We start from the raw sequence: 22,912 nt of genomic DNA, 5'->3' as shown, positions 1-22,912 counted from the left end.
GCGTTCACAACGTCGTGACAAGGCGCTTGTTCCGAAAAAACAGGGTTCTTGCCGCACCTCGGGCAAGCCTGTGGAATCGCCCGACATTTCGGTCTGCCGGCGGAACCTTTGTCCGGCCAAGCCGTTTCAGCCTGTGGCTGGACCCATCCAGCCCACTAATGAATACGGAGTGGGGCATGCGATTTGCAGCGGTGCTGAACCGGGACGGCGGCACCATGCGGACGACCGATCTATCCGCGTTTTCCGACCGGATGCGCCAGACGCTTGAGGCGGCTGGCCACACCATCGATATCGACATCGTCGCCGGCAAGGACATTGTCGCAGCGCTCGACAAGGTCGCCTCGCGGCGCGGCATCGAGGTCGTGCTGGCCGGTGGCGGCGACGGCACCATTTCGGCCGCTGCGGCGCGGCTGATGAATGGCAAGAAAGCCTTGGCTGTCCTGCCTGCGGGAACCATGAACCTGTTCGCCCGCGGCCTTGGCATTCCGCAGACCCTCGACGGGGCGCTGACGTCCTTTGCCGACGGCGAGGTCATCGCCATCGACATCGCCAGCGCCAATGGCCGACCCTTCGTGCACCAGTTCTCGATCGGCCTGCATGCCAGGATGGTGAGGCTGCGCGACAATATGGAGTTCGCTTCGCGCCTGGGAAAGATCCGTGCTTCGGCAAAGGCCGCCTGGACGACAATCAACAATCCGCCCGCCATGAAGGTGACATTGACGGTCGGCGACGCCGAGATCGTGACCCGCATCAGCGGCATTGGCATCTCCAACAATCTGTTCGGCGAGGGTCACCTGCCCTATGCCGACAATCCTGCCGGCGGCGTGCTGGGCATCTATGTCACCGTGGCGCGGCAACGCGGTCAACTGGCCAGGGCTCTTTTCGACATGGCGCGCGGCAGATGGCGCGACAGCGACCATGTCGAAATCCATCAGGCCGACAAGGCAGTTGTGAAAATCCACACGGGAAGCAAGAAGTTCGGCGCCGTCATCGACGGCGAACTGGTCAAGCTGGAGCGCGAAACAGCTGTGCAGATTCATCCCGGCGCATTGAAAGTTCTGGTGCCGGCGCGTGCCGCCCAGGCAAAGGCTGCCTGATGCTGGCGCCGAAGACGAGGGGCGATTTAGCCGCCGGCCGGCTGCCCCTGGCTGGCGGGCGCACTCTGGTTGGCGGGAGCATTGTTGTCGATCTTCTCGCCATAAATCTCGGCGACACCCCAGGCGATGAAGGCCAGGAGCATCGCGGCGATCAGGATGCGCAGGCCGTGCCAACCCCAACGCCCCTGACGGGCTTTGTTCACAGGGATGATCTTGGTCATTGGCGGCGTTCCCATCGTGCGACTGCAGGCGTGGTCGATAAAACGACCATGGCTGGCGAAACATGGTCGGGTAACGATTGCTTRCTACAAAAGTTCCGGGTCCAGACGGCGGCGCAAGACGCGCGCCATTGCGGCCTGCAAGCGAGGGGGCTTGGTGGATAGCAGGGTGCAGAAAACAGGTCTGCCGGTCGAGGTCCGCCGTGCCGTGGCGGCGCCGGAGCGGCTTGCCGTGCTGCATGGGCTTGATGCGATCGACACGGCCTCCGACCCCGACTTCGATCGCATCACCAGCCTCGCCGCCGCGGTGATGCAGGCGCCGATCGCGCTGGTCACGCTGCTCGATACCGAACGCCAGTGGTTCAAGTCCTGTGTCGGCCTCAACGAAACCGAGGCCGCCACCGATATATCGTTCTGCGCCCATGCCATTGCCGCCCGCGACGAGCCCATGGTGGTGCCAGACGCCAGCATCGATCCCCGCTTCTCCCGCAATCCGCTGGTCACCGGCGAGCGCCATGTCCGCTTTTATGTCGGTGCGCCGATGGTGGTGGCCGGCGCGCGCATCGGCACCGTGTGCGTACTCGACCGGGAGCCGCATGAATTTCCCTCCACTGCCGCGCTCGACCAACTGAAGGCGCTGGCCGACCTCGCCGCCAGTCTGTTTACGCTCAAGGACGCGACCCGCAGCGGCGCCATTGCCGAGGCGGCTTTGGCGCAGGAGGAAAAGCGCCGCGCCATTGCGCTCGATGCCGCCTCGCTTGCCAGCTGGGCCTGGGATATCCGCACCGACATGATCGAATGCGATGTGCGCCTGTCGGAGCTGTTCAACCTGCCGCGTTCGAATAGGCTGCGTGCACGCGACATTCTTGGCGCCATCGACCCGCGCGACGTCTACCAGACCGAGACGCGCTTTCGTGACGCCCTGACCGGCAGCGACGATTATTTCGGCGAATACCGGGTCAAAGGCTTCGATCCGCCGCGCTGGATAGCCACCCGCGGCCGCGTCGTCGAACGCGACGGCGAAGGCAAACCGACGCTGATCTTCGGCGTCAACTACGACATATCGGAACGCAAGCTCGGTGAGGAGCGGCAAAGGCTGTTGCTGCGCGAGCTCAACCACCGGGTCAAGAACACGCTGGCCACCGTGCAGGCGCTGGCGACGCAGACCGTTCGCCATGCCCGCCGCCCAAGCGAATTCCTCGAAGCCTTCGGCGCCAGGCTGCAGGCACTGGGGGCTGCCCATAACCTGCTGTCCGATCGCGAATGGCGCGGCATCGGCATTCGCGAATTAATGCAGATCGAGGTCAAGCCGTTCGACGCTGCCGAACAGCCGCGCATCGCGATTTCCGGCCCCGATCTGCTGCTTTCGCCCGACCAGGCGGTGGGGCTCGGCCTGATCATGCACGAACTGGCCAGCAATGCGCTGCAATACGGATCGCTGTCGGTGGGCTCGGGAAAGGTCGACGTCGACTGGAAGGCGCTGGGCAAGAAAGGCGCACGCCGCCTCGTGCTGACCTGGCGTGAAAGCGGCGGGCCGCAGGTCCAGCCGCCAGAACGCCAGGGCTTCGGCTCGATCCTGATCCGCCGCAGCCTCGCCAAGGTTTTGTCCAGCGAGGTGGTCCACGAATTCCGCAGCGAAGGCGTCTTCGCCGAAATATCGCTGCCGCTGGAAGACCTGCCGACCTGAGTATCCTGCCGAACGTTAGTTACTCGGCCTCGCCGTCGGCATTGTCGTCCCGGTCCGGTTTGACGTTTTCCTTGTAGATGGCATACGCCACCAGCGCGATGATCGGGCCAAGGACAAGTTCCTTGCCACCTTTTCCCTTGAGCAGCGACGGCAGCACGGCAAGCGCTGCCGTGATGCCGAGCGCCTTGAGATCGGCATTGCGCCGCCGAGCGCGGCGGCGCGCGCGCGTGCCGGCGGCCAGTTGATGGACGAGCAGAATGAGCCCCGCGATCACCAGGAAGCCGGCCGCGAAGCCCAGGCATGCCGCCATCGGCCCATATCGGTCAGCGGCCCAGATATAGGCAGCCCCCAAAAGGAATCCGAGGCCGCATAGAGCCGCCACGGCGGCAAACCCATAGACGATTGCCGTCGTGCGCGCGCGGCGCATGGCGGCAACGGCTTCACCCGAGGCCAGGGCCGAGATCAGCGATGCCAGCGTCCCCATCTCTAGCGAAAACTAGCGCCGGGCGAGAAGCGCGAACAGAAAGCCGACGCCGGCCGCGATCGCCAGCGACGTCACCGGCTTTTCACGCACATTGGCGGTAATCTGGGCCTCAAGGTCCTTGGCGTTGCCGCGAAGACTGTCGAAGGCGGCTTCGCCCTGGGCGCGCAATTGCTCGACGCCTTCGGCGGCGGCGCGCCGGGCGGTGCCATAACCATGTTCGCCGGTCTTGGCCAATTGCTTGGTCAGCTTTTCGATGTCGGCCTTCAACTGGCGGATATCGGCTTCGAGGTCGGCATTCGTCTGGCTTTCGCCAGCGGTTTTTCCTGCGGCAGTTGCCATTCTATAACTCCTTGCGTTTGCTTGGTTTCAAACGCCCGACACACGTCAAGGTTCCGAAATCGGAAGACCATATCCATGAATGGGTGTTTGCCTGTGCGAGTCCAACCGGCTGGACTGGTTTCCCTGCTGGATCAGCGGCATCAGATCAGCGGCCGGCGACCTTCGCTCAAACCCTCCCAGCGCGCGAGGTCCTTCAGCGCTTGCCTGTTGACCACTTCGCAACCGCCGTCGCGCCAGGCGATCAGCTTGCGGTCGATCAGCTTTCGGATCGTCTTGTTGGTGTGGACCAGCGATAGGCCGAGTGTATCGGCGATGTGCTGCTGCGTGATCGGGATTTGCACCGGCGCCTTGCCGTTGAGCCCGACTATCGCCGCGCGGCTGGCGATGAAAGCGATAAGATAGGCGGTGCGCTCGATCGCCGTGCGCCTGCCGATGCTGAGCAAATTCTCGTCCAGCATGCGCTCCTCGCGCGACGCCAGCCAGGTAATGTCGTAGGCAAGCCCCGGATGGTTGCGGTAGAGCTCGTGCAGGTTTTCGCGCTCGAAGACGCACAACAGCATCGGCGACAGCGCCTCGATCGAGTGCTGCATTTCACCCATCACACTACCTTGCAGGCCGATGAGATCGCCGGGCATGGAATAGTTCAGGATCTGGCGCCTGCCGTCCGACAGCAATTTGTAGCGGAAGGCCCAGCCCGAAAGCACGGTGTAGAGATGGGCGCTGTGGCTGCCTTCGACCAGCACCGTGGCGCCCTTGTCGACGGCCAGTTCGCCCTTTTTGAACTTGCTGACATAGGCAAGCTCCTGCTTCTCGAACTCCCGGAACGCCGGCAGTGGCCGAAGCGGGCAATTCTCGCAGGGGTACTGACGGCTGGAAAAAGAACGACCATTCTGGCCAGACATTTCGATCCCTCTTTCGAAAGCCTTTGTGGCAGACTGACTGCAACGGCTAACAGGGGTTGTGGTTCCGGCGTCGGCGGTCGGGGCATGTCTTTTTTAAATGACAGGGTGTCGAATACCGATCATGACTTGCCCCGCTCCAGTGAGACGAATCCGGTTCGTCTGACGTTGGAGCAGCCCCGGCAAGCGAATTCAGGGTGCAAGGCCACTGGTGGATTGTTGAGATCCAGTGTGGTGTTGATTTGAAGTGCTGCCGGAACTAGGGAGAATTTGCCAGGTGCCGCCATTGCTCGAGGGATTGCGAATTCTGGTCCTGGAGGATGAGTTCCTGATCGCCATGGATGTCGAGCAGCTTTGCCGCGACCATGGCGCCGGCGACGTGGTGATTGCCCGCGACCTGGCAGAGATCGACGAGCAGACGGTCGCCGACAGGTTCGACGGCGTTATCGTCGACCTGATGCTGGGAGGGACGTCGACGCTCGACTTCGCCGCGCAACTGCGTGAGGCGGGCACGCCCTTCGTCTTTGCCTCCGGCTATTCGGACGCGGACGAGATCAAGGCGTCCTTTCCCGACATCCGGCTGGTGACAAAGCCTTATTCGGGCGACGATCTCATCGGGGCGCTGGCCGCAGCCTGCGGCCGCGCGCCTGTCTGAAACGCTCATCGATTCAGGATTTGAAGCAACCGGAGCCCACAAACGGGCCCCACTGTCAGGCAGCGTTTGAACCCGTCACCTGGGACGAGATCGCATCCGGCCCGTATTCGTCTTCGCCGGAGATTTTCAGAATCTCCTGCAACCGCGTGCGCGCCCGGCTGACCCGGCTCTTGATCGTTCCGACCGCGCAGCCGCAGATCTCGGCCGCTTCCTCATAGGAAAAGCCGGACGCGCCGATGAGGATGATGGCTTCGCGCTGGTCCTCGGGCAATTGCTCGAGAGCGCTGCGGAAATCCTTCAGGTCGAGCTGACCATGCTGGGCCGGATGAACGGCGAGCCTGGCCGTCATGATGCCGTCGCTGTCCTGTACCTCACGGCCGCGCTTGCGCATCTGCGAATAAAACTCATTGCGCAGGATGGTGAACAGCCATGCCTTGAGATTGGTGCCCGGCTGGAAGCTCTCATGCTTGTCCCAGGCCTTGACCAGCGTTTCCTGCACCAGGTCGTCGGCCTTGTCGGCATTCTGCGTCAGCGACACGGCAAAGGCCCGCAGGCTCGGGATCGAGCCGAGCAGATCGGTCTTGAAGCCTTGTGAGACAGCTGCCATGCCTCAGTCCTTCTTCTGTGCGGGTTCAGCCTGTTCCAGTTGGCTGAGCAACTGGGCAAAGCGATCCGGCACATTGTCGGAGACCAGCTCGTCATAATATTGTTTGAGTTTGCGGCCGATTTCCGAATTCGCCCCGAGCGGGTCACCGGAATTGGCCCGGCGCCTGTCAGCGGCGCCAGCCAGTGGATCTTTATTCATGTCCTTCATTTCGCCCTTAAATTCCAGCGCCCGAGCCGCCCTATTACACAACACAAAGCGGCCCCCTCGTCTGGTTGCCCATCGCCCCACAAACGTCGCCAACACTGTTTCGTTCCACAAGCCTCGGAACTTTTTCGCAAAACCCGCGTTTGTTTGCCGGGGCTTGCAATCAGCTTGACCTGGAATCTATGCAATCACGTCATCTGAGGGAGACGTCTATGATGAGCCTTTCCGCAACCATTGCTCCGCACCTGCCGTTCCTGCGCCGCTTCTCGCGCGCCGTATCCGGATCGCAGGAGAGTGGCGATGCGCTGGTCGCCGCGATGCTCGAAGCCATCATCGCCGACGTTGACATCTTCCCCGAAGCGTCGAACGACCGCATCGCGATCTACAAGGTTTTCGCCAAACTGTTCACCTCCATCGCCATCCGCGTTCCGCAGGAGCACGCGCAATCCGCATGGGAGCAGCGCGCCGCCGCCAATCTGAACGCCATCGCACCACGGCCACGCCAGGCCTTCCTGCTGGTCGCGGTCGAAGGCTTTAGCGAGGACGAGGCCGCTGAAATTCTCGATGTCGACGCCAGGGAATTCTCCGACCTGCTTGCCCAGGCGAGCAACGAGATTTCCCGCCAGGTGGCGACCGACGTGCTGATCATCGAGGACGAGCCGCTGATCGCCATGGACATCGAGGAAATGGTCGAGAGCCTCGGCCATCGTGTCGTCGGCACCGCCCGTACCCATTCCGAGGCGGTGGCGATGTTCGGCAAGACAAGGCCGAAGATGGTGCTGGCCGACATCCAGCTTGCCGATGGCAGCTCGGGCATCGATGCGGTCAACGAGATCCTGTCGTCGACCTCGGTGCCGGTGATCTTCATTACTGCCTTCCCCGAGCGTCTGCTGACCGGCGAGCGGCCCGAGCCCGCTTTCCTGGTCACCAAGCCGTTCAATCCTGACATGGTCAAAGCGCTGATCAGCCAGGCGCTGTTCTTCGACCGGCAGGCCAAGGCCGCCGCCTAGCACAACATTCGCCGCATCGCGCGGCGTTGCCAGCACTGGCGATCGTCAACCTGGCGATCGCCAGTTGCCGGTCGCGCTCGCGTGCTTGAAATCAATTCGCGCCCAGGCCCTTCCAAAGGCCGTCTTTTTCGGCAAAGGGTGGAACAAACACCAACCACCCACGTTCTTATCCCAGCATCGGAAGGAGACGGATCATGCTCTACTGGGCGCTCGTATTTCTGGTCGTGGCGATCATCGCCGGCGCGCTTGGTTTCGGCGGTATCGCCGGCACCTCCGCCGGCATCGCGCAAATCCTGTTCTTCATCTTTCTCGCCTTCCTCGTCATCTCGCTTCTGGCCGGCCTGTTCAGGCGGGCGTCGTAAGACCGGATAGCGAGCCAAACACTGGAAGCCGCACCCCTCAAACGGTTTCCAGCCACCGCCGGGCGGTGTCCTTCAACGGGACGCCGTCCGGCGGACCTGTTTCAGGGCTTATTTCAGGAACTCATTTCAGAGTGAATCGTTCAGCTTGGGTGGGCGGACAGGTGACTGATGCGTTCCAGAGGCGGAGAGACAGGCGACAACGGGCGGAGTGACGAAGTCATCGCCCTGCATCCCGCTGAAAGCGGCATGCAACTCGGTCGTGCCTTGCTCCACGCTCTGCACAATGCCGGTATCTCCGTTCTGTACCAGGACCGCGAGATGAAGACCGTGTGGGCGCGCAACATGCGTGAGCCATGGGCTTCCGACTCCGCGGACAGCAGCGGCATACTGCCGGCGGCGCAGGTCGAGCACATCGATACCGCCAAACGCCGTGTCATGGCCTCCGGAAATCCCGAGCACGTCGAGCTCAGTGTGCCCGCCACCGACGGTATCCGCTGGTTCCAGGTGTGGGTCGACGCCGATCATGGGGACCGCGGCGATGTGCAGGGCGTCGTCACCACGATGGTGGAGACCACCGAGCAGAAACGCCGCGAGCAGACGCTGAAGACGCTGTTGCGCGAGGTCAGCCACCGCTCCAAGAACCTGTTGGCCATTATCCAGAGCATTGCCACCCAGACCGGCCGCTATTCCGAGACATCGGACGATTTCCTCACGCGCTTTCGCGGCCGGCTGCAGTCACTGGCCTCCTCCCAGGATCTGGTGACGTCGTCGAACTGGCGGGGTGCCGCACTGCGCGAGCTTGTCCGTGGCCAGGTCGTACGCTATGGCGCCGATCCCATACAGAGCCTGCGCTTCAATGGCGTCAACCCCTACCTCAATCCCAATGCCGCGCTTCATATCGGCCTGGCCATGCACGAGCTCGCCGTCAATTCATTCAGCTACGGCGCCCTGGCGCGGCCGGATGGCTTCGTCGAGGTAACCGCCAATCTGTCGAGCGTCACCGAGGCCGCTGATAAGCCGGCTTTGTCGCTGACCTGGGTCGAGGCCATCGTTGCCAATGACAACAGACGCACCGAGAAGCGCTTCGGCAGCGTTGCCCTCGAACGTGTCGTGCCGGCATCGTTGAACGGCACGGCGACATTGGAGATCACCGGCGACCGGCTCGAGTATCGGCTTGTCGTTCCGCACGGCAATTTCGAAACCGAGTGAGCGGCCGGCTTTGCCTCAGAGCGTTCCTAATTGTGTCAAACAGAGAGCCCAGAGCGCCGGATTCCTTAACCGGCCGTTCACCATAAAGTCCGATGCTGAGGCTCCCAGAGATTGCCGGCTCCTGGCCGATTCAACCGACGCTTCGGCCGTGGCCTGCAACGCAAGTATGGGAGGAATGATCTTTGACGGTTGCCGATATGAACAGGCTGGAGCAGGCCGCCCGCGTCTCCATGAGCGGCTTTCAGGATCCTGATGCTTCCGCCTCACCTGCGCCGCACGCCTGGCATCCCTTGCTTCGTTTCGCCGCTGTCGCGCTCGTCGCCGCCATCGTGCTGATTGTGGCGTCGCAGCTGGGCTGAGCCAGGATCGCTCGGGTCCACATTGCTCCCAAATCAGGCTGAGCTCAGAGGCTGGTCTGGCTCCTGGCCAGCCAATTGCTAACGTCCCCACCTTTTCGTCACAGGAACTTTGACGGCTGTCGACCGTTCTTATGGCGAGAGGATTTTTCGCCGTGGAACACATCGCCGCTTTGCTTCTGGTTATCGGCTGTTCGAACAGCATGACCGAATGCCGCGAACTGTCGGTGCCCGTCAGCGTGTTCGAGACCGCGGAGGCGTGCACCGCCGAGCGGCCTTTCGCCATGGGTGATGTGCAAGGTCAGGCCGAGCATGTCGTCGCCAAATGTCTTGCCGTCGATCCTGCCCTGGAAGAGGATTACGACCAGATCGTCTGGAACGTGCGCCCGGACGGTTCGCTCGACGCATCCTTGCAGATTTCAAACGTCGCGGTTGCGTCGAATGTGACACGCCCCGAAAAAGACTATCTTCGCCAACAATAAGATCGAGCGGGCAAAGGCCGTCATTTCGTGCTAAATGGCGGCTGGAGCTTACTAAAGTGAGGACGAAAGTGAGGAGAGACTCAATGCGGAAATTGATTATTGCCATGGTTGCCGTGGTCGCCGTCAGCGGCTGCAGCACGACCGAGCAGGACGTGGGTGTCGGAACGTTGGTTGGCGCCGGCGTCGGCGGCCTGGTTGGCGGCGGCAAGGGTGCGCTCATCGGCGCAGCCGTCGGTGCCGGTTCCGGTCTGCTGGTGCGCAACCTGCGCAATGGCTATTGCCAGTATCGCGACAATCGCGGCCGGCTCTACACCGCTCGCTGCTGATCCGCTTCAAAGGCGTCAAACAATCAAGACGGAGACCGGTCAGCCGGTCTCCGTTTGTTTGCCTGCATCAGGCGGTGGAATCCTGATTTCCACCGTGAGCCCGTCGGCGCGAAAATCTCTGGCGATCGTGCCGCGCAACTCGCGCGTGACATTGAGATCGATCAGCTTGGTGCCGAAGCCGGTCGTGGCCGGTGCTTCGAGTTGCTTCTGCCCCGCCTCGCGCCAGTTCAGGACCAGCATCCTGTCGGATCCGCGCCCTTCAAACGACCAGTCCACTTTCAGCGCGCCGACGGAATTGCCGGCCTCGCCATATTTCAGCGCATTCGTCGCCAGTTCGTGAAACGTAAGGCCAAGCGCCTGCGTCGTCGTCTCGTCGAGCAGCACCTGAGGCCCTGACAATATCCCGTCCGGAAGCTCCTTGCCAAACACCTGGCCAAGCTCGATGCGCAACAGGTCGCCAAGGTCGGCCTTCTGCCAGCGCGAGCGCGTCAGCATGTCCTGTGAGGCCGCCATTGCCTGCAGGCGGGCCGAGAAGGAGGAGGAGAACTCCTTTACGTCGGTGGCGTGCGCCGCCGTCTGGCGCGCGATCGCCAGCACCCGCGTGATCGAATTCTTGATGCGATGCTTCATTTCCTGCAGCATCAGATCCTTTTCGAGCAGGCTCTTTTCCGTCGTCTCGTGCAACAGCGACTTGGCGTCATAGGCGCGCTCCTGGTAGCGCGCCACCAGAGCGATGGCGCCGGCCAAAAGCAGGCCGAACAGTCCGAGCATCACCGGAATGGCGCGCGAGGACGGCTGCGAGAAAGCGCTGGTCGGCCGAAACAGCACCGTCCACGGCCGGCCGGCGACGATGATCTTGCGCGTCACCAAGAGCCTGTCGCCAAAGCTCGCAACCGGCGGCGTTTCCGACTGGAACAGAAGATTATCGGCGTCGATCTTGCCGTCATAGACCTCTGTGTTGACCGGCAGCAAAGGCGTGCGGCTGAGCGCCGTCTGGAACAGGTCGCGAGCGCGGAAGGCCGCGTAGAGAAAGCCTGAAGTCGACGACCTGGACGCGTTGATGCCATCCGGCGCGGTTTCCACATTGAGCCTGACGAAGACTAGGAAGCCGGTAAAAGTCTGCGCCGCGCCCGTGTCCTGGCCGAGTTGAACCAGACCGCTTGCATGCTGTGCGTCATCGGCCATCGCCTTTTCGATCGCTTCGCGCCGCACCAGTTCGGTGAACATGTCGTAGCCGATGGTCGACTCGTTGGAAGGATCGAGCGGCTCGAACAGCACGACGGGCGTGCGCCATGGCTGTGTCGTGTCCGGATAGACAGCGTGGGGCACGCCACGGTCGCGCAACATGTCACGCTCGACCGCCGCTTCATCGCCGGCTTTGGCCAGCCTGAGATAACCGATGCCGCGCAGGCCGGCGAAGTTGGTGTCGGCGTCGAGCGCGCTGAAGAAGGCCTTGAATTCGCGCCGCGAAATCTCGCCATTGCGGGCGTCGAACAGCGCCTGCGTTGAGCGCAGCAACGAAAGGTGCAGGTCGATGCGGCTTTCGATGCGGTTGAGCGCGTCGTCGGCCGTCGCCTCGAATTTGATCCGCGCCGCCTCCTGGGTGGCGAAGTAGGCAAAACCCGCCATCGTCAGGCTGATCAGCGCGACGGCAATGAAGGCGAGGATCGGGAAAAACTTCTTCAACGCAGGCCCATGAACGGTTCGGGAACCTTTATGGGCAAGTCGCCGCGGCAACACAATGGCGCGGCCAAACCATCACGACGGGTGGCACATCAAGTTCCAGACATTTAGCCGGCTTACCATGAGAGGATGGCGGTCACCCGATGAGAGTGCGTGTCTCAGGCGGCGATCTTCAGCGCGCCCGGCCCAGGAATGGCGCCGGGCGGACACTTGCCGAGGATGATCATGCCGAGCACCTCGTCCTGGGTGACGTCGGTGGTGCGCGCGGTGCCGACGACCTGGCCGTTCTTCATCACGCAGACACGGTCAGCAAGTTCGAACACATCATGGATGTCATGGCTGATCAGGAAGATGCCGATGCCGTCCGACTTCAGCTGCTTGACCAGTTCGCCGACCTGCGCCGTTTCCTGCGGACCAAGCGCGGCCGTCGGTTCATCCATGATCAGGATGCGGGCGTTGAACAGGATGGCGCGTGCGATCGCCACCGATTGCCGCTGGCCGCCCGACAGCTTGATTACCGGGTCCTTGAAGCGCTGGAAGCGCGGATTGAGCCGGCCCATCACCTTGCGCGCCTCGGCCTCCATGGCGACATCGTCGAGCGTGCCCCAGGCAGTCATGATTTCACGGCCGAGGAACAGATTGGCGGCGGCGTCGACATTATCGGCCAGCGCCAGCGTCTGGTAGATGGTCTCAATGCCGTATTTCTTGGCATCGCGCGGATTGGAGATCGAAGCTTCCTGCCCGTTGACGAAGATATGGCCGGCATCGCGCTTGTAGGCGCCGGACAGGATCTTGATGAGTGTCGACTTGCCGGCGCCGTTATGGCCGAGCAGCGCCACGACCTCGCCCGGGAAAAGATCGATGGACGCATCGTCGACGGCGCGGATGCCACCAAAGGCGATCGAGATGTTGCGCATGTCGATCAGCGGCATGCCGGGGGGTGCAGCGGAGGGAGCGGTTTTGTCAGCCATGATCGTATCCCCTAAACGCGCTTGCGATAGACGGTGTCGAGAAACACCGCGATGACCAGCACGGCGCCGACCACGATGCTCTGCAGCGGCGAGTCGACGCCGAGCAGCACCATGCCCGACTGCAGCGACTGCATCAAAAGCGCACCGAGCATGGCGCCGATGATCGTTCCCGAACCGCCGGCGAGCGAGGTGCCGCCGATGACGGCGGCGGCGATGACCAGCAGCTCGTCCAGCGTTCCCAGCACGTTGGTCGACGAATTCTGGCGGGCCGACGAGATCGCCGCGGCGATCGTTGCCAGCACGCCCATGATCATGAACACCTTCATGGTGATCCAGCGCGTGTTGATGCCGGCGAGGTTGGCGGCTTCCGGATTGCCGCCGATGGCGAAGACATAGCGGCCGAAACGCGTGCGCTTGGTGATAAAGGTCATGATGATGCCGACAGTCACCGCCATCAGCACCGGGATGGCGATGCCATGCGCGATGAACAGCCCGCCTTCGGGCACAGTGATGTTGTTGGCGGCGGCATACCGGTTCACGATGCCGATCGGCCACGGATAGGAATTGGCCAGCCACACCGCGCCCATGATGACGGCGCAGGTGACCGTGCCGAGCAGCGTCTCGGCCCAGATCGGACGCAGCGGGAAGCGGAAGCGCTTGCGCTGCACCCGCCCGTTGAACATCGCGAACACCACGGCAAGGCAGGCGACGATGCCGACGACCCAGCTCCAGGTCGCGCCGATCGATCCGGCCGGACCGCCACCCATCAGCTGGAAGGTGGCGTCGAGCGGCGCCACCGTCTGGCCGCTGGTCACCCACCAGGCAGCACCACGCCAGACCAGAAGGCCGCCCAGCGTGACGATGAAGGCCGGCACTTCGAGATAGGCGATGACAAAACCCTGGAACGCGCCGATCAGAAGACCGAGTGCCAGGCCGATGACCAGCGCCAGAACCCAGATCCACGGATTGCCAAGCTCGAGCCCGACAAAGCGCACCAGGAAATGCACCTGGGCAAAACCCATCACCATGCCGATCAGGCCCTCGGCCGAACCGACGGAGAGGTCGATGTTGCGCATGACGATGACCAGCACCATGCCTGAGGCCATGATGGCGACGGCGGACGTTTGCACCGACAGGTTCCAGAGGTTGCGTGGCGTCAGGAAGGTGCGGCTGTCGAAATCGAGCGGATTGACCCCGAGGCGGAAGCTGGAAATGACATGCAGGCCGATCCAGATCAGAAGCAGCGCGCCGATCATGCCGAGCATGCGGGTGTCGATCTCGGTCGCTTTCAGGAACCGGGCGACCGCGCCGAGTTCCGACGCACGCGCGGTGTCGGCCTGCGAAGTCGAGGTCGTGTCGGTCATGATGTCCTCCCAGCGGCTTGCCGTCTGACGCGGATGCCGGACCACAGCCTAGAAGTTAGCCGCCTATGGCGGAAACACAAATCTTGTTGAGAAAACGCCGCGGCTTTGGGCCGCGGCGTCGTTATCGAATGGAAACAGGCCAAGCTTAGTTGCAGGCCGCGACGCTGCCGGCGGCGACGCCCGTGCAGACTTCGTCCTTCTTGATCCAGCCGGCGTCGATGACGACGTTGAGGTTGTCCTTGGTGATCGCGACCGGGGTCAGGAACAACGACTTGACGGTGTTGCCGCCAGGCGTGGTGAAGTCCTTGGCGCCAGCGATGTCGCTCGTCTTCTTGCCGTCGGCGAGTTGCGAGGCGATCTCGGCGGCATTCTTGCCTAGCTCGCGTGCATCCTTCCACACCGACACGGTCTGCGTGCCGAGCGCGATGCGGTTCAGAGCGGCATGGTCGCCGTCCTGGCCCGAGACCGGAACCGTTCCGGCAAGGCCCTGCGCCGTCAGCGCCGCGACGACGCCGCCGGCGGTGCCGTCATTGGCCGCGACCACCGCATCGACCTTGTTGTCGTTGGCGGTCAGGAACTGTTCCATGTTCTTCTGGGCATTGGCGGGCAGCCAGCCATCGGTATAGGCCTCGCCGACATTCTTGATCTTGCCCGAGTCGATGGCTTCCTTGAGCACCTCCATCGAGCCCGAGAACAGGAAATCGGCATTCGGGTCGGAGCCCGAGCCCTTGATGAAGACATAGTTGCCTTCCGGCTTGGCCTTGAACACTTCGCGGGCCTGCATACGGCCGACTTCCTTGTTGTCGAAGGTCAGATAGAAGACGTCCTTGTTCTCGATCAGGCGGTCATAGCCGACGACCGGAATGCCTTCGTCCAGCGCCTTCTGCACCGCCGGGCCGATGGCCGAGGCGTCCTGCGCGAGGATGATCAGCGAGTTGGCGCCCTGCGAGATCAGGCTCTCGACGTCGGTCAGCTGCTTGCCGGGATTGGACTGCGCGTCAGCGGAAATATACTTGTCGCCGGCCGCCTCGATCGCTGCCTTCATCGCCGCTTCGTCGGTCTTCCAGCGCTCTTCCTGGAAGTTCGACCACGACACGCCGATGACCTTGTCCTTCGCCTGCGCGACCGACACCAGCGTCAGCGACATGGCGACACCCGCCAGCATGGCGGCTGCAAATCTGTTCATGATAATCCTCCCTGCGCCGCGCGCGGCGCGACAAAACTGGCCCGAGGGCCGGCACACAGAGGCTCTATTTTTTCGAGCCTCGAAAAAATACTGGTCCAACGGCGAGACGCTGTCAACATCGATTCTGATGGATTCTGATGGCGTCGTCGATTTTTTTCGAGACCCGCAATAAACAATGACAGCGTGACCGGCTTCTGCCAATATTTGCGTGGCGTCCCTGACCGCCTCCACTATCATGAGGCGCGGGGGACCGGGAGGAAACAAAAAAGATGTCGGTTGGTATCCGCCACGACGATCTGCGCCGTCGCAACCGTGCGATGGTGATTTCGGCCGTGCGCCGGGCCGGCCAGCCGTCGCGGACCGAGATTGCGGCAACCACCGGCCTTAGCCATTCGACCATATCGGCGATCTCTTCTGACCTGATTCAAGAAGGCATCCTGGCCGAGAGCAAGCCCGGCGAGACCGGTGCGCTGAAACGCGGACGGCCACAGGTCGGCCTTGGCCTCAATCCGGAAGCAGCCGCGGTGATGACCGTGGTGCTGTCGCTGAATTTCCTTTCCGTCACCGTCATCGACTATGCCGGCCATGTGGTCGCCGAGGAGCAGCGCCGGCTGGACACGCTGACCATGCCGCGCGACGAACTGATCGGCGAATGCACGGCAATCGTGCGGCGGCGGCTCGAGGATCCCGACCTCGATGTCCAAAGCATCGCCCGCATTGCCATGGGCATCCAGGGCATCACCGATTCGCAGGCGCGCGCCATGCTGTGGTCGCCGATCACGCCGCTGACCGACATCGCGTTCGCCGACATACTGGAAGCGGAGTTCGGCATTCCGGCCACCATGGAGAACGACTGCAACATGATGGCGGTGGCGCTGCAATGGCGCCAGCCTGAGCGCTACCGCGACGATTTCATTGCCATCCTGCTCTCGCACGGCATCGGCATGGGGTTGGTGCTGAAAGGCGAACTGTTCACCGGCACCCATTCCTCAGGCGGCGAGTTCGGCCACATGATCCACCGTCCCGGCGGCGCGCTCTGTCGCTGCGGGCGGCGTGGCTGCGTCGAGGCCTATGCCGGCAACTACGCCATCTGGCGCAATGCCATGGGGATGAGCGAGGACGCCGAACCGGTCGATGTCGGCGACGCCGACATGCGGGGGCTTGCCACACGCGCTCGCGAAACCGAAGGTCCCGAGCGGGAAGCCTACCGCAAGGCCGGGGAAGCGCTCGGCTTCGGCCTTGGCAGCCTGTTCGCCCTAATCGATCCCGCCCCCGTCGCCATGGTCGGTGTCAGCGCCGCCGCCTTCGATCTGATCGAACCGGCATTGCGCAATGCGATTGCCCAGACCGCCGGCGGCCAGCACTCGAAGTCGATTTCCTTCGACACCGAACCCAACGAACTGCCGCTGATCCGCGAAGGCTGCGCCATGCGCGCGCTCGGCTTCGTCGACCAGGAGATTTTCGCGCCGGGGATTCAGGCGAAATCTAGCAAACATGTCGCCTGAGAGGCCGGCAACGGCGCGGCGCGCCGCGCGTCAATCTTCGCGGATGGCGTAGCCTGCACCGCGGATGGTGCGGATCACGTCAGGCATGCGGCCATTGTTGACCGCCTTGCGCAAGCGCCCGACATGCACGTCGACCGTGCGCTCGTCGATATAGATCGTCTCGCCCCAGACATTGTCGAGCAGTTGGCTGCGCGAGAAGACCCGACCTGGATGGCGCATCATGAATTCGAGCAGGCGGAACTCGGTCGGCCCGAGCCGGATCTCGCTCTTCTTGCGGTAGACCCGGTGCGATTCACGGTCGAGCACGATGTCGCCGACCTTGAGCACGCTGGAGAGCACTTCCGGCTTGGCGCGGCGCAGCAGCGCTTTCACGCGCGCCATGAACTCCGGCGTCGAGAACGGCTTGACCAGATAGTCGTCGGCACCGGTGGACAAGCCACGCACGCGGTCGCTTTCTTCGCCGCGCGCGGTCAGCATGATGATCGGCAGCCGTTCGGTCTCGGGCCGCATTCTGAGCCGCCGGCACAGCTCGATGCCGGACACCGCCGGCACCATCCAGTCGAGCACCAGCAGATCGGGGACGTTTTCCTGCAGCCGGATTTCGGCCTCGTCGCCGCGCGTCACCACCTCGACCTGGTAGCCTTCGGATTCGAGGTTGTAGCGGAGCAGCACGCCCAGTGGCTCCTCATCCTCCACGACCATGATGCGTGGCGCAATCATCAGCAGTTCACCCTTGTCAGGCCGAAGTGGCCATCGCCGTCTCGTCCTGCTTCGGACGATTGGCGGGCAATTGCTGGCCGGTCAGCACATAGTACGCATTTTCAGCGATGTTGGTGACATGATCGCCGATGCGCTCCAGATTCTTGGCGCAGAACAGGAGATGCGTGCAGGCGGTGATGTTGCGCGGGTCCTCCATCATGTAGGTCAAGAGTTCGCGAAACACCGACGTGTACTTGACGTCGATGCGCTCGTCCTCATTCCTGAGTTTCGCCAGGGCTGCGGCATCCGCGGCGGCATATTCCTCGACAACGCCTTGCACCTGGATCAGCACCAGCTGCGCCATGGCGTCGATGGAATGCGACAGGTCGCGCGGCGTAACGCTGAGGCCGACAGTGCCGACGCGCTTGGCGATGTTCTTGGCGAGATCGCCGATGCGTTCGAGGTCGCCGGCCATGCGGATCGAGCCGACCACAGCGCGCAGGTCGTTGGCCATTGGCTGGCGCTTGGCGATCAGCGTGATGGCGCGGTCATCCAGCTCACGCTGGCGCGCGTCCATGATGGCGTCGTCGGAAACGACACGCTGCGCCAGCGCATTGTCGGAATTGAGCAACGCCCTGGTCGAGGCGTTGACCATCGAGCCGGCCAGATCGCCCATGTCGCGGATCAGCTTGCTGATCTGCCCCAGCTCTTCATCGAAGGAGGCGACGGTATGTTCACCCATGATCTTGGTCCTCGTGCCTGAAAATTCAACCGCCGGACGGCTCAGCCGAAGCGGCCGGTAATATAGTCCTGGGTGCGCTTGTCGTCGGGGTTGGTGAACATCTTGTCGGTGGCGCCCTCCTCGACCAGATAGCCGAGATGGAACATCGCCGTGCGCTGCGACACGCGCGCCGCCTGCTGCATCGAGTGGGTGACGATGACGATGGTGTAGTTCTGGCGCAGCTCGTCGATCAGCTCCTCGACGCGGGCGGTGGCGATCGGATCGAGCGCCGAGCAGGGCTCGTCCATCAGGATCACTTCCGGCGACACGGCGATGGCGCGCGCGATGCACAGGCGCTGCTGCTGGCCGCCGGACAGACCGGTGCCGGGCTCCTGCAGGCGGTCCTTGACCTCGTTCCAGATCGCCGCCTTCTTCAGGCTGGATTCGACGATCTGGTCCATGTCGGACTTGCGCTTGGCCAGCCCGTGGATGCGCGGGCCGTAGGCGACATTTTCGTAGATCGACTTCGGGAACGGATTGGGCTTCTGGAACACCATGCCGACGCGGGCGCGGAGTTCGACGACGTCGATGTTCTTGTCGTAGATGTCGTCCTCGTCCAGCGTGATCTTGCCGGTCACCCGCGCCGAATCGATGGTGTCGTTCATGCGGTTGAGACAGCGCAGGAAGGTCGACTTGCCGCAACCGGACGGGCCGATCAGCGCCGTCACCTGGTTCTGGCGGACGTCGAGATTGACGTCAAACAGCGCCTGCTTCTCGCCGTAGAAGACGCCGACCTTGTCGCCGCGCATCTTGATGACTTCGTTCGACTTGGCGTTCATCTTGTCGCCCACTGCGTTTTCAAGGGACTGTTCGGTCATGATGTTCATACCAAATTGCCTTTTTTCTACCAGCGCCGCTCGAACCGGCGTCGAAGCACGATCGCGGTGATGTTCATGGCCATGAGGAAGACGAGCAGGATGATGATGGCGCCGGACATGCGCTCGACAAAAGCGCGTTCGGCCTCGTTTGCCCACATGTAGATCTGCACCGGCAGCGCGGTCGCCGGATCGAAAGGCGTCTTCGGATAGTCGGCGACGAAGGCGACCATGCCGATTAGGAGCAGCGGTGCCGTCTCACCCAGCGCACGCGCCAGGCCGATGATGGTTCCGGTCAGGATGCCGGGAGCGGCAAGCGGCAGGATGTGCTGGAACACCATCTGCATCTTCGAGGCGCCAAGCCCAAGCGCTGCCGAGCGGATCGACGGCGGCACCGCGGCAAGGGCGGCGCGCGTGGCGATGATGATGGTCGGCAGCGTCATCAGGGTCAGCACCAGGCCGCCGACGAAGGCAGCGGAGCGCGGCATTCCGAGGAAGTTGATGAACACGGCAAGGCCGAGCAGGCCGAAAACGATCGACGGCACCGCCGCCAGATTGTTGATGTTGACTTCGATCAGGTCGGTGAAGCGGTTCTTTTTGGCGAATTCCTCGAGATAAATGGAGGCGGCGACGCCGATCGGCAGCGCCAAGAGCAGCACGATCACCATCATGTAGAACGAGCCGATGATGGCCACGCCCATGCCCGACGTTTCCGGGCGGCTGGAAGCGCCATAGGTGAACAGGCCGGTGTTGAAATGCTCGGCCATCACGCCGTCCGCCCTAAGCTTGTTCATCCAGTCGATCTGCTGGTTGGACACCTTGCGCCGCGCTTCATCGACGCTGAGGTCGATCTGGCCCTTGAAGGCGGAGTCGAGATTGGCGGCGGCCAGGATGTTGACGTCACGCGTCGTTCCGATCACCGCGGGATCGGCGGCGACGATGTCGCGCAGTTGGACGCGGGCGCCTTCCGACAGGAAGCCCTTGAGCTTCAGCATCATCGGCTTGTTGGCGGGATCGATACCGAGCTTGGCCACCAGCGCGTTTTCGGCGAGCTTGGGATAGTTCGCCTTGATCAGCACATTCGGATCAGTGGCGCGCTTGTTCGAGGGATCGATGACCTTCTCGTCGAAGGTGATCGGCAGCGTCACCGTCGTCTGCCAAAAGGCGGTGTAGCCCTTCGAGACGATGGTGATCAGCATGATGGCCAGGAACGCCAGGCCGACCGAGATCGCAATCACGCCGTAGATGCGGAAACGGCGTTCGGCGGCGTAACGCGCCTTCAGCCCGATGTCGCGGCGCGGACGGGCGACAGCACCCGCCATCGTGTCCAGGGGGATGTCGGTCATTCGTACTGCTCCCGGTACTTGCGCACGATGTAGAGGGCGACGATGTTCATCACCAGCGTCAGCGCGAACAGCGTCAGGCCAAGCGCGAAGGCGACCAGCGTCTGCGGCGAATTGAACTCAAGGTCGCCGGTCAGCTGGTTGACGATCTTGACGGTGATGGTGGTCATCGCTTCGAACGGGTTGATGGTGAGATTGGCGGCAACGCCGGCTGCCAGCACGACGATCATCGTCTCGCCGATGGCACGCGACGCCGTCAACAGGATGGCGCCGACGATACCGGGAAGTGCCGCCGGCAGGATCACTCGCTTGATCGTCTCGGAGCGAGTCGCACCCAGGCCAAGCGAGCCGTCACGCATGGCGCGCGGCACTGCGGTGATGATGTCGTCGGACAGCGACGACACGACCGGGATCAGCATGACGCCCATCACCAGGCCGGCGGTGAAGATGCTCTGGCCCTGGATAAAGGGCGAGCCGCCGGTGAGCGCCGCCGACAGGTCACGCAGGAACGGCCCGAGCGTGACCACGGCGAAGATGCCGTAGACGATGGTCGGGATGCCGGCCAGCAGTTCCAGCGCCGGCTTGACCACCGAGCGCACGCCGCGCGAGGCATATTCGGACATGTAGACCGCCGACATCAGCCCGACCGGCACGGCTACCACCAGGGCGACGGCAGCAATGTACAGCGTACCGGCGAGAAGCGGGATCAGACCGAACTGGCCCTGGCTGCCGCCCGAGCCGGCGGCGGCGAAACGCGGATCCCACACGGTGCCGAAGAAGAAGCTCATCGGCGACACGCTTTCGAAGAAGGTGATGGTCTGGAACAGCATCGACAGCACGATGCCGACCGTGGTCAGGATGGCGATGGTCGACGCCGCAAGCAGCCCCCACAGCATCAGCCTCTCGACATTGTTGCGCGCCCTGGCGCGCGGCGCGATCTGCCTCAGCGCATAGAAGGCGCCGGCGATCGACAGCGCAAGCGTAAGTACCGCGCCAAACCAGCCGAACCTGTCCTGGACCGTGTTCGCCTCGACGGCGATCGGGATCATGTAATCCTGGGTATCGCTGGCCAGCGCCACGCCCTTGGCGATGAGCAGCGGCTGCAATTCAGCGAAGGTGGCGGGAAGCGTACCGGCATCGAGCCGGCGCAGGCCCTTGGCGAGGCTCTTCACCAGGCTGACGTCGAGCGCTTCGCTGGCGACCTTGGAGTCGACAGTGCGCTCGGGCAGGGAGGCGTGGATGTGCCGGTCAAGATAGAAGGACGAGCCGATGTCCCAGACGGCAAGCAGCAGGACGGCAGGCAGAACGGCGAGCAGAAAGGCCCACCAGCCGTGATAATGGGCGCGCGAATGCGGCTTTACCTTGCCGGCATCCTGCGCCGCGGCGCGCTGGCGGCCGATCACAAAGGCGACCACGCCGATGGCAATGACTATGGCGAGTACGAGCAAGGACGACATCACCCACCCCAGGGAAAGTTCAGATCGCCGCCGCCGTTGCGGCAAACGGCGAAATCAGCGCGCGGATTTGGTCCGCGCCCTGATCCAGTCAGTTGATTACATCGTCTTTCCAGCGGCGAAGGCGTCGCGCTGGCCCTGACGCTCGGCGTCGGGAGCGGAAACCAGGCCGTACTGGGCGAGCGGGCTTTCCGGGCCGATCATCTGGTCGTCAAGGAAGAACTCGACATATTCCTTGAGGCCGGGAACGACGCCGAGATGCGCCTTCTTGACGTAGAAGAACAGCGGGCGCGAAACCGGATACTTGCCGGTCGCGATCGTCTCGGTCGAAGGCACGATGCCTTCCACGGTGGCGACCTTCAGCTTGTCGGCATTGTTCTCGTAGAAGGCGAGGCCGAACACACCGACGCCGGTCTTGTTGGAGTCGATGCGGGCGAGCGTCTCGGTGTAGTCGCCGTCGATGTCGACAGCCTTGCCGTCCTTGCGGATCGCGATGCAGGTCTTGCCGATTTCCTTGTCGTCGGCGATGCCGGTGGCCTTGAGAGCGGCCTTGTCGCAGCCGGCGTCGAGCAGCCTGGTCTCGAACACTTCGCGGGTGCCGTGCTTTTCACCGGGGATGTAGGCGGCGATATCCCAGTCGGGCAGCTTCGGGTTGACCTGGTTCCACTTGGTGTTCGGATTGTCGACGAGCTTGCCGTCAACGACCAGCTTGGCGGCGAGCGCCTTGTAGACGTCGGCGGGAACCAGCGCCCAATCCGGGCCCTTGATGTCGGTGGCGAAGACGATGCCGTCATAGCCGATGCGGACTTCCTGGACTTCCTTCACGCCGGCGTCGGCGCAGGACTTCAGTTCGTCCTTCTTGATCGGACGCGAGGAGTTGGCGATGTCGATGGTGTCTTCGCCGACGCCCTTGCAGAATTCCTTGATGCCGGCGCCGCTGCCGCCGGACTCGACAACCGGGGTCTTGAAGTTGGTGAAGGTTTCGCCGAACTGCTCGGCGACGATCTTGGCGTAAGGTAGCACGGTCGACGAACCGGCGACCTGGATCTGGTCACGCGCGGCGGCGACACCCGACGATGCGGCGAACGCTACCGCCACGGCCGATGCCGTAACGAGGAATTTCTTCATGTGGCCTGCTCCTGTTCGGAATATGGTCTCTCGGCGCCCTCTTCAGCC

26 protein-coding genes are annotated in these 22,912 nt (G+C 63.1%); 10 read left to right on the top strand and 16 right to left on the bottom strand.

What is annotated here, in order from left to right:
- The first annotated feature begins 176 nt into the window (after window positions 1-176).
- Window positions 177-1,097, top strand: coding sequence for a diacylglycerol/lipid kinase family protein (locus tag AC1DYO_RS10815; RefSeq protein WP_477262981.1), 921 nt, complete (start codon window positions 177-179; stop codon window positions 1,095-1,097).
- A 26-nt stretch (window positions 1,098-1,123) separates the two neighbouring features.
- Here the strand turns inward: AC1DYO_RS10815 and AC1DYO_RS10810 are convergent, their stop codons facing one another.
- Window positions 1,124-1,318, bottom strand: a complete 195-nt coding sequence (locus AC1DYO_RS10810; RefSeq protein WP_477262979.1) for a hypothetical protein — start codon at window positions 1,316-1,318, stop codon at window positions 1,124-1,126.
- A gap of 154 nt (window positions 1,319-1,472) precedes the next feature.
- Here AC1DYO_RS10810 and AC1DYO_RS10805 point away from each other — a divergent pair, with 154 nt between their 5' ends.
- Window positions 1,473-3,002 carry a sensor histidine kinase gene (locus AC1DYO_RS10805; RefSeq protein ID WP_477262977.1) on the top strand — a complete coding sequence of 510 codons (1,530 nt, stop codon included), beginning with the start codon at window positions 1,473-1,475 and terminating at the stop codon, window positions 3,000-3,002.
- 19 nt (window positions 3,003-3,021) lie between these two features.
- On the opposite strand, the gene AC1DYO_RS10800 is transcribed toward AC1DYO_RS10805, so the two are convergent.
- The 3 genes from AC1DYO_RS10800 to AC1DYO_RS10790 form a co-directional block, all read right to left on the bottom strand.
- A complete protein-coding gene (locus AC1DYO_RS10800; RefSeq protein ID WP_477262975.1) occupies window positions 3,022-3,486 on the bottom strand; it encodes a hypothetical protein in 465 nt (154 codons plus the stop codon).
- 12 nt (window positions 3,487-3,498) lie between these two features.
- Entirely contained in the window at window positions 3,499-3,825 is a 327-nt protein-coding gene (locus AC1DYO_RS10795) for an ElaB/YgaM/YqjD family protein (RefSeq protein WP_181058073.1), read from the bottom strand.
- 140 nt (window positions 3,826-3,965) lie between these two features.
- Window positions 3,966-4,727, bottom strand: a complete 762-nt coding sequence (locus AC1DYO_RS10790; protein WP_477262972.1) for a Crp/Fnr family transcriptional regulator — start codon at window positions 4,725-4,727, stop codon at window positions 3,966-3,968.
- A gap of 274 nt (window positions 4,728-5,001) precedes the next feature.
- On the opposite strand from AC1DYO_RS10790, the gene AC1DYO_RS10785 reads away from it, so the two are divergent.
- Entirely contained in the window at window positions 5,002-5,379 is a 378-nt protein-coding gene (locus AC1DYO_RS10785; protein ID WP_477262970.1) for a response regulator, read from the top strand.
- Window positions 5,380-5,434: 55 nt separating this feature from the next.
- Here AC1DYO_RS10785 and AC1DYO_RS10780 read toward each other — a convergent pair whose 3' ends face one another.
- Both AC1DYO_RS10780 and AC1DYO_RS10775 read right to left on the bottom strand, forming a co-directional pair.
- A complete protein-coding gene (locus AC1DYO_RS10780) occupies window positions 5,435-5,986 on the bottom strand; it encodes an RNA polymerase sigma factor (RefSeq protein ID WP_477262968.1) in 552 nt (183 codons plus the stop codon).
- 3 nt (window positions 5,987-5,989) lie between these two features.
- A complete protein-coding gene (locus tag AC1DYO_RS10775; RefSeq protein ID WP_181058065.1) occupies window positions 5,990-6,193 on the bottom strand; it encodes a NepR family anti-sigma factor in 204 nt (67 codons plus the stop codon).
- 212 nt (window positions 6,194-6,405) lie between these two features.
- Between AC1DYO_RS10775 and AC1DYO_RS10770 the strand changes: the two genes are divergently transcribed.
- From AC1DYO_RS10770 to AC1DYO_RS10745, 6 genes are all read left to right on the top strand, one after another.
- Window positions 6,406-7,200, top strand: coding sequence for a response regulator (locus AC1DYO_RS10770; RefSeq protein ID WP_477262966.1), 795 nt, complete (start codon window positions 6,406-6,408; stop codon window positions 7,198-7,200).
- 194 nt (window positions 7,201-7,394) lie between these two features.
- Window positions 7,395-7,562 carry a DUF1328 domain-containing protein gene (locus tag AC1DYO_RS10765; RefSeq protein ID WP_023670098.1) on the top strand — a complete coding sequence of 56 codons (168 nt, stop codon included), beginning with the start codon at window positions 7,395-7,397 and terminating at the stop codon, window positions 7,560-7,562.
- A gap of 168 nt (window positions 7,563-7,730) precedes the next feature.
- On the top strand, window positions 7,731-8,771 hold the full coding sequence (locus tag AC1DYO_RS10760) for a sensor histidine kinase (protein ID WP_477262964.1): 1,041 nt from the start codon (window positions 7,731-7,733) through the stop codon (window positions 8,769-8,771).
- 182 nt (window positions 8,772-8,953) lie between these two features.
- Window positions 8,954-9,130: a hypothetical protein gene (locus tag AC1DYO_RS10755; protein WP_477235822.1), complete on the top strand. Its 177-nt coding sequence runs from the start codon at window positions 8,954-8,956 to the stop codon at window positions 9,128-9,130.
- 152 nt (window positions 9,131-9,282) lie between these two features.
- Window positions 9,283-9,609 carry a hypothetical protein gene (locus tag AC1DYO_RS10750; RefSeq protein ID WP_477262962.1) on the top strand — a complete coding sequence of 109 codons (327 nt, stop codon included), beginning with the start codon at window positions 9,283-9,285 and terminating at the stop codon, window positions 9,607-9,609.
- Window positions 9,610-9,692: 83 nt separating this feature from the next.
- The gene (locus AC1DYO_RS10745) at window positions 9,693-9,935 is read left to right on the top strand and encodes a YMGG-like glycine zipper-containing protein (protein ID WP_112559509.1); all 243 of its coding nucleotides are present in this window, start codon (window positions 9,693-9,695) and stop codon (window positions 9,933-9,935) included.
- 39 nt (window positions 9,936-9,974) lie between these two features.
- On the opposite strand, the gene AC1DYO_RS10740 is transcribed toward AC1DYO_RS10745, so the two are convergent.
- The 4 genes from AC1DYO_RS10740 to xylF all read right to left on the bottom strand — a co-directional run bounded on the left by AC1DYO_RS10740 (window position 9,975) and on the right by xylF (window position 15,139).
- Window positions 9,975-11,621 carry a CHASE domain-containing protein gene (locus AC1DYO_RS10740; RefSeq protein ID WP_477262960.1) on the bottom strand — a complete coding sequence of 549 codons (1,647 nt, stop codon included), beginning with the start codon at window positions 11,619-11,621 and terminating at the stop codon, window positions 9,975-9,977.
- 155 nt (window positions 11,622-11,776) lie between these two features.
- Entirely contained in the window at window positions 11,777-12,589 is an 813-nt protein-coding gene (locus AC1DYO_RS10735; protein ID WP_477262958.1) for an ATP-binding cassette domain-containing protein, read from the bottom strand.
- Window positions 12,590-12,600: 11 nt separating this feature from the next.
- Window positions 12,601-13,953: a sugar ABC transporter permease gene (locus tag AC1DYO_RS10730; protein WP_477262956.1), complete on the bottom strand. Its 1,353-nt coding sequence runs from the start codon at window positions 13,951-13,953 to the stop codon at window positions 12,601-12,603.
- Between the two features lie 145 nt (window positions 13,954-14,098).
- Window positions 14,099-15,139 (bottom strand): D-xylose ABC transporter substrate-binding protein, encoded by a 1,041-nt coding sequence (gene xylF, locus AC1DYO_RS10725; protein ID WP_181058051.1) that lies wholly within the window; start codon window positions 15,137-15,139, stop codon window positions 14,099-14,101.
- Between the two features lie 269 nt (window positions 15,140-15,408).
- Here xylF and AC1DYO_RS10720 point away from each other — a divergent pair, with 269 nt between their 5' ends.
- Window positions 15,409-16,644, top strand: a complete 1,236-nt coding sequence (locus tag AC1DYO_RS10720) for an ROK family protein (protein ID WP_477262954.1) — start codon at window positions 15,409-15,411, stop codon at window positions 16,642-16,644.
- A gap of 30 nt (window positions 16,645-16,674) precedes the next feature.
- Here AC1DYO_RS10720 and phoB read toward each other — a convergent pair whose 3' ends face one another.
- The 6 genes from phoB to AC1DYO_RS10690 form a co-directional block, all read right to left on the bottom strand.
- On the bottom strand, window positions 16,675-17,364 hold the full coding sequence (phoB, locus tag AC1DYO_RS10715) for a phosphate regulon transcriptional regulator PhoB (protein ID WP_010911896.1): 690 nt from the start codon (window positions 17,362-17,364) through the stop codon (window positions 16,675-16,677).
- 16 nt (window positions 17,365-17,380) lie between these two features.
- On the bottom strand, window positions 17,381-18,085 hold the full coding sequence (gene phoU / locus AC1DYO_RS10710; RefSeq protein ID WP_477262952.1) for a phosphate signaling complex protein PhoU: 705 nt from the start codon (window positions 18,083-18,085) through the stop codon (window positions 17,381-17,383).
- Window positions 18,086-18,126: 41 nt separating this feature from the next.
- The gene (gene pstB / locus AC1DYO_RS10705) at window positions 18,127-18,951 is read right to left on the bottom strand and encodes a phosphate ABC transporter ATP-binding protein PstB (RefSeq protein WP_112559514.1); all 825 of its coding nucleotides are present in this window, start codon (window positions 18,949-18,951) and stop codon (window positions 18,127-18,129) included.
- 17 nt (window positions 18,952-18,968) lie between these two features.
- Window positions 18,969-20,285, bottom strand: coding sequence for a phosphate ABC transporter permease PstA (gene pstA / locus AC1DYO_RS10700; RefSeq protein WP_477262950.1), 1,317 nt, complete (start codon window positions 20,283-20,285; stop codon window positions 18,969-18,971).
- Window positions 20,282-21,739, bottom strand: a complete 1,458-nt coding sequence (pstC, locus tag AC1DYO_RS10695; RefSeq protein WP_477262948.1) for a phosphate ABC transporter permease subunit PstC — start codon at window positions 21,737-21,739, stop codon at window positions 20,282-20,284. Before pstC ends, pstA begins: the two co-directional genes overlap by 4 nt.
- A gap of 96 nt (window positions 21,740-21,835) precedes the next feature.
- Window positions 21,836-22,864 carry a substrate-binding domain-containing protein gene (locus tag AC1DYO_RS10690; RefSeq protein WP_477262946.1) on the bottom strand — a complete coding sequence of 343 codons (1,029 nt, stop codon included), beginning with the start codon at window positions 22,862-22,864 and terminating at the stop codon, window positions 21,836-21,838.
- Between the last annotated feature and the right edge of the window lie 48 nt (window positions 22,865-22,912).

The organism is Mesorhizobium sp. P2_F5, assembly GCF_056403715.1.
The sequence above is the reverse complement of the archived record's forward strand: the minus strand, read 5'-3'. Positions and strand labels throughout refer to the sequence as shown.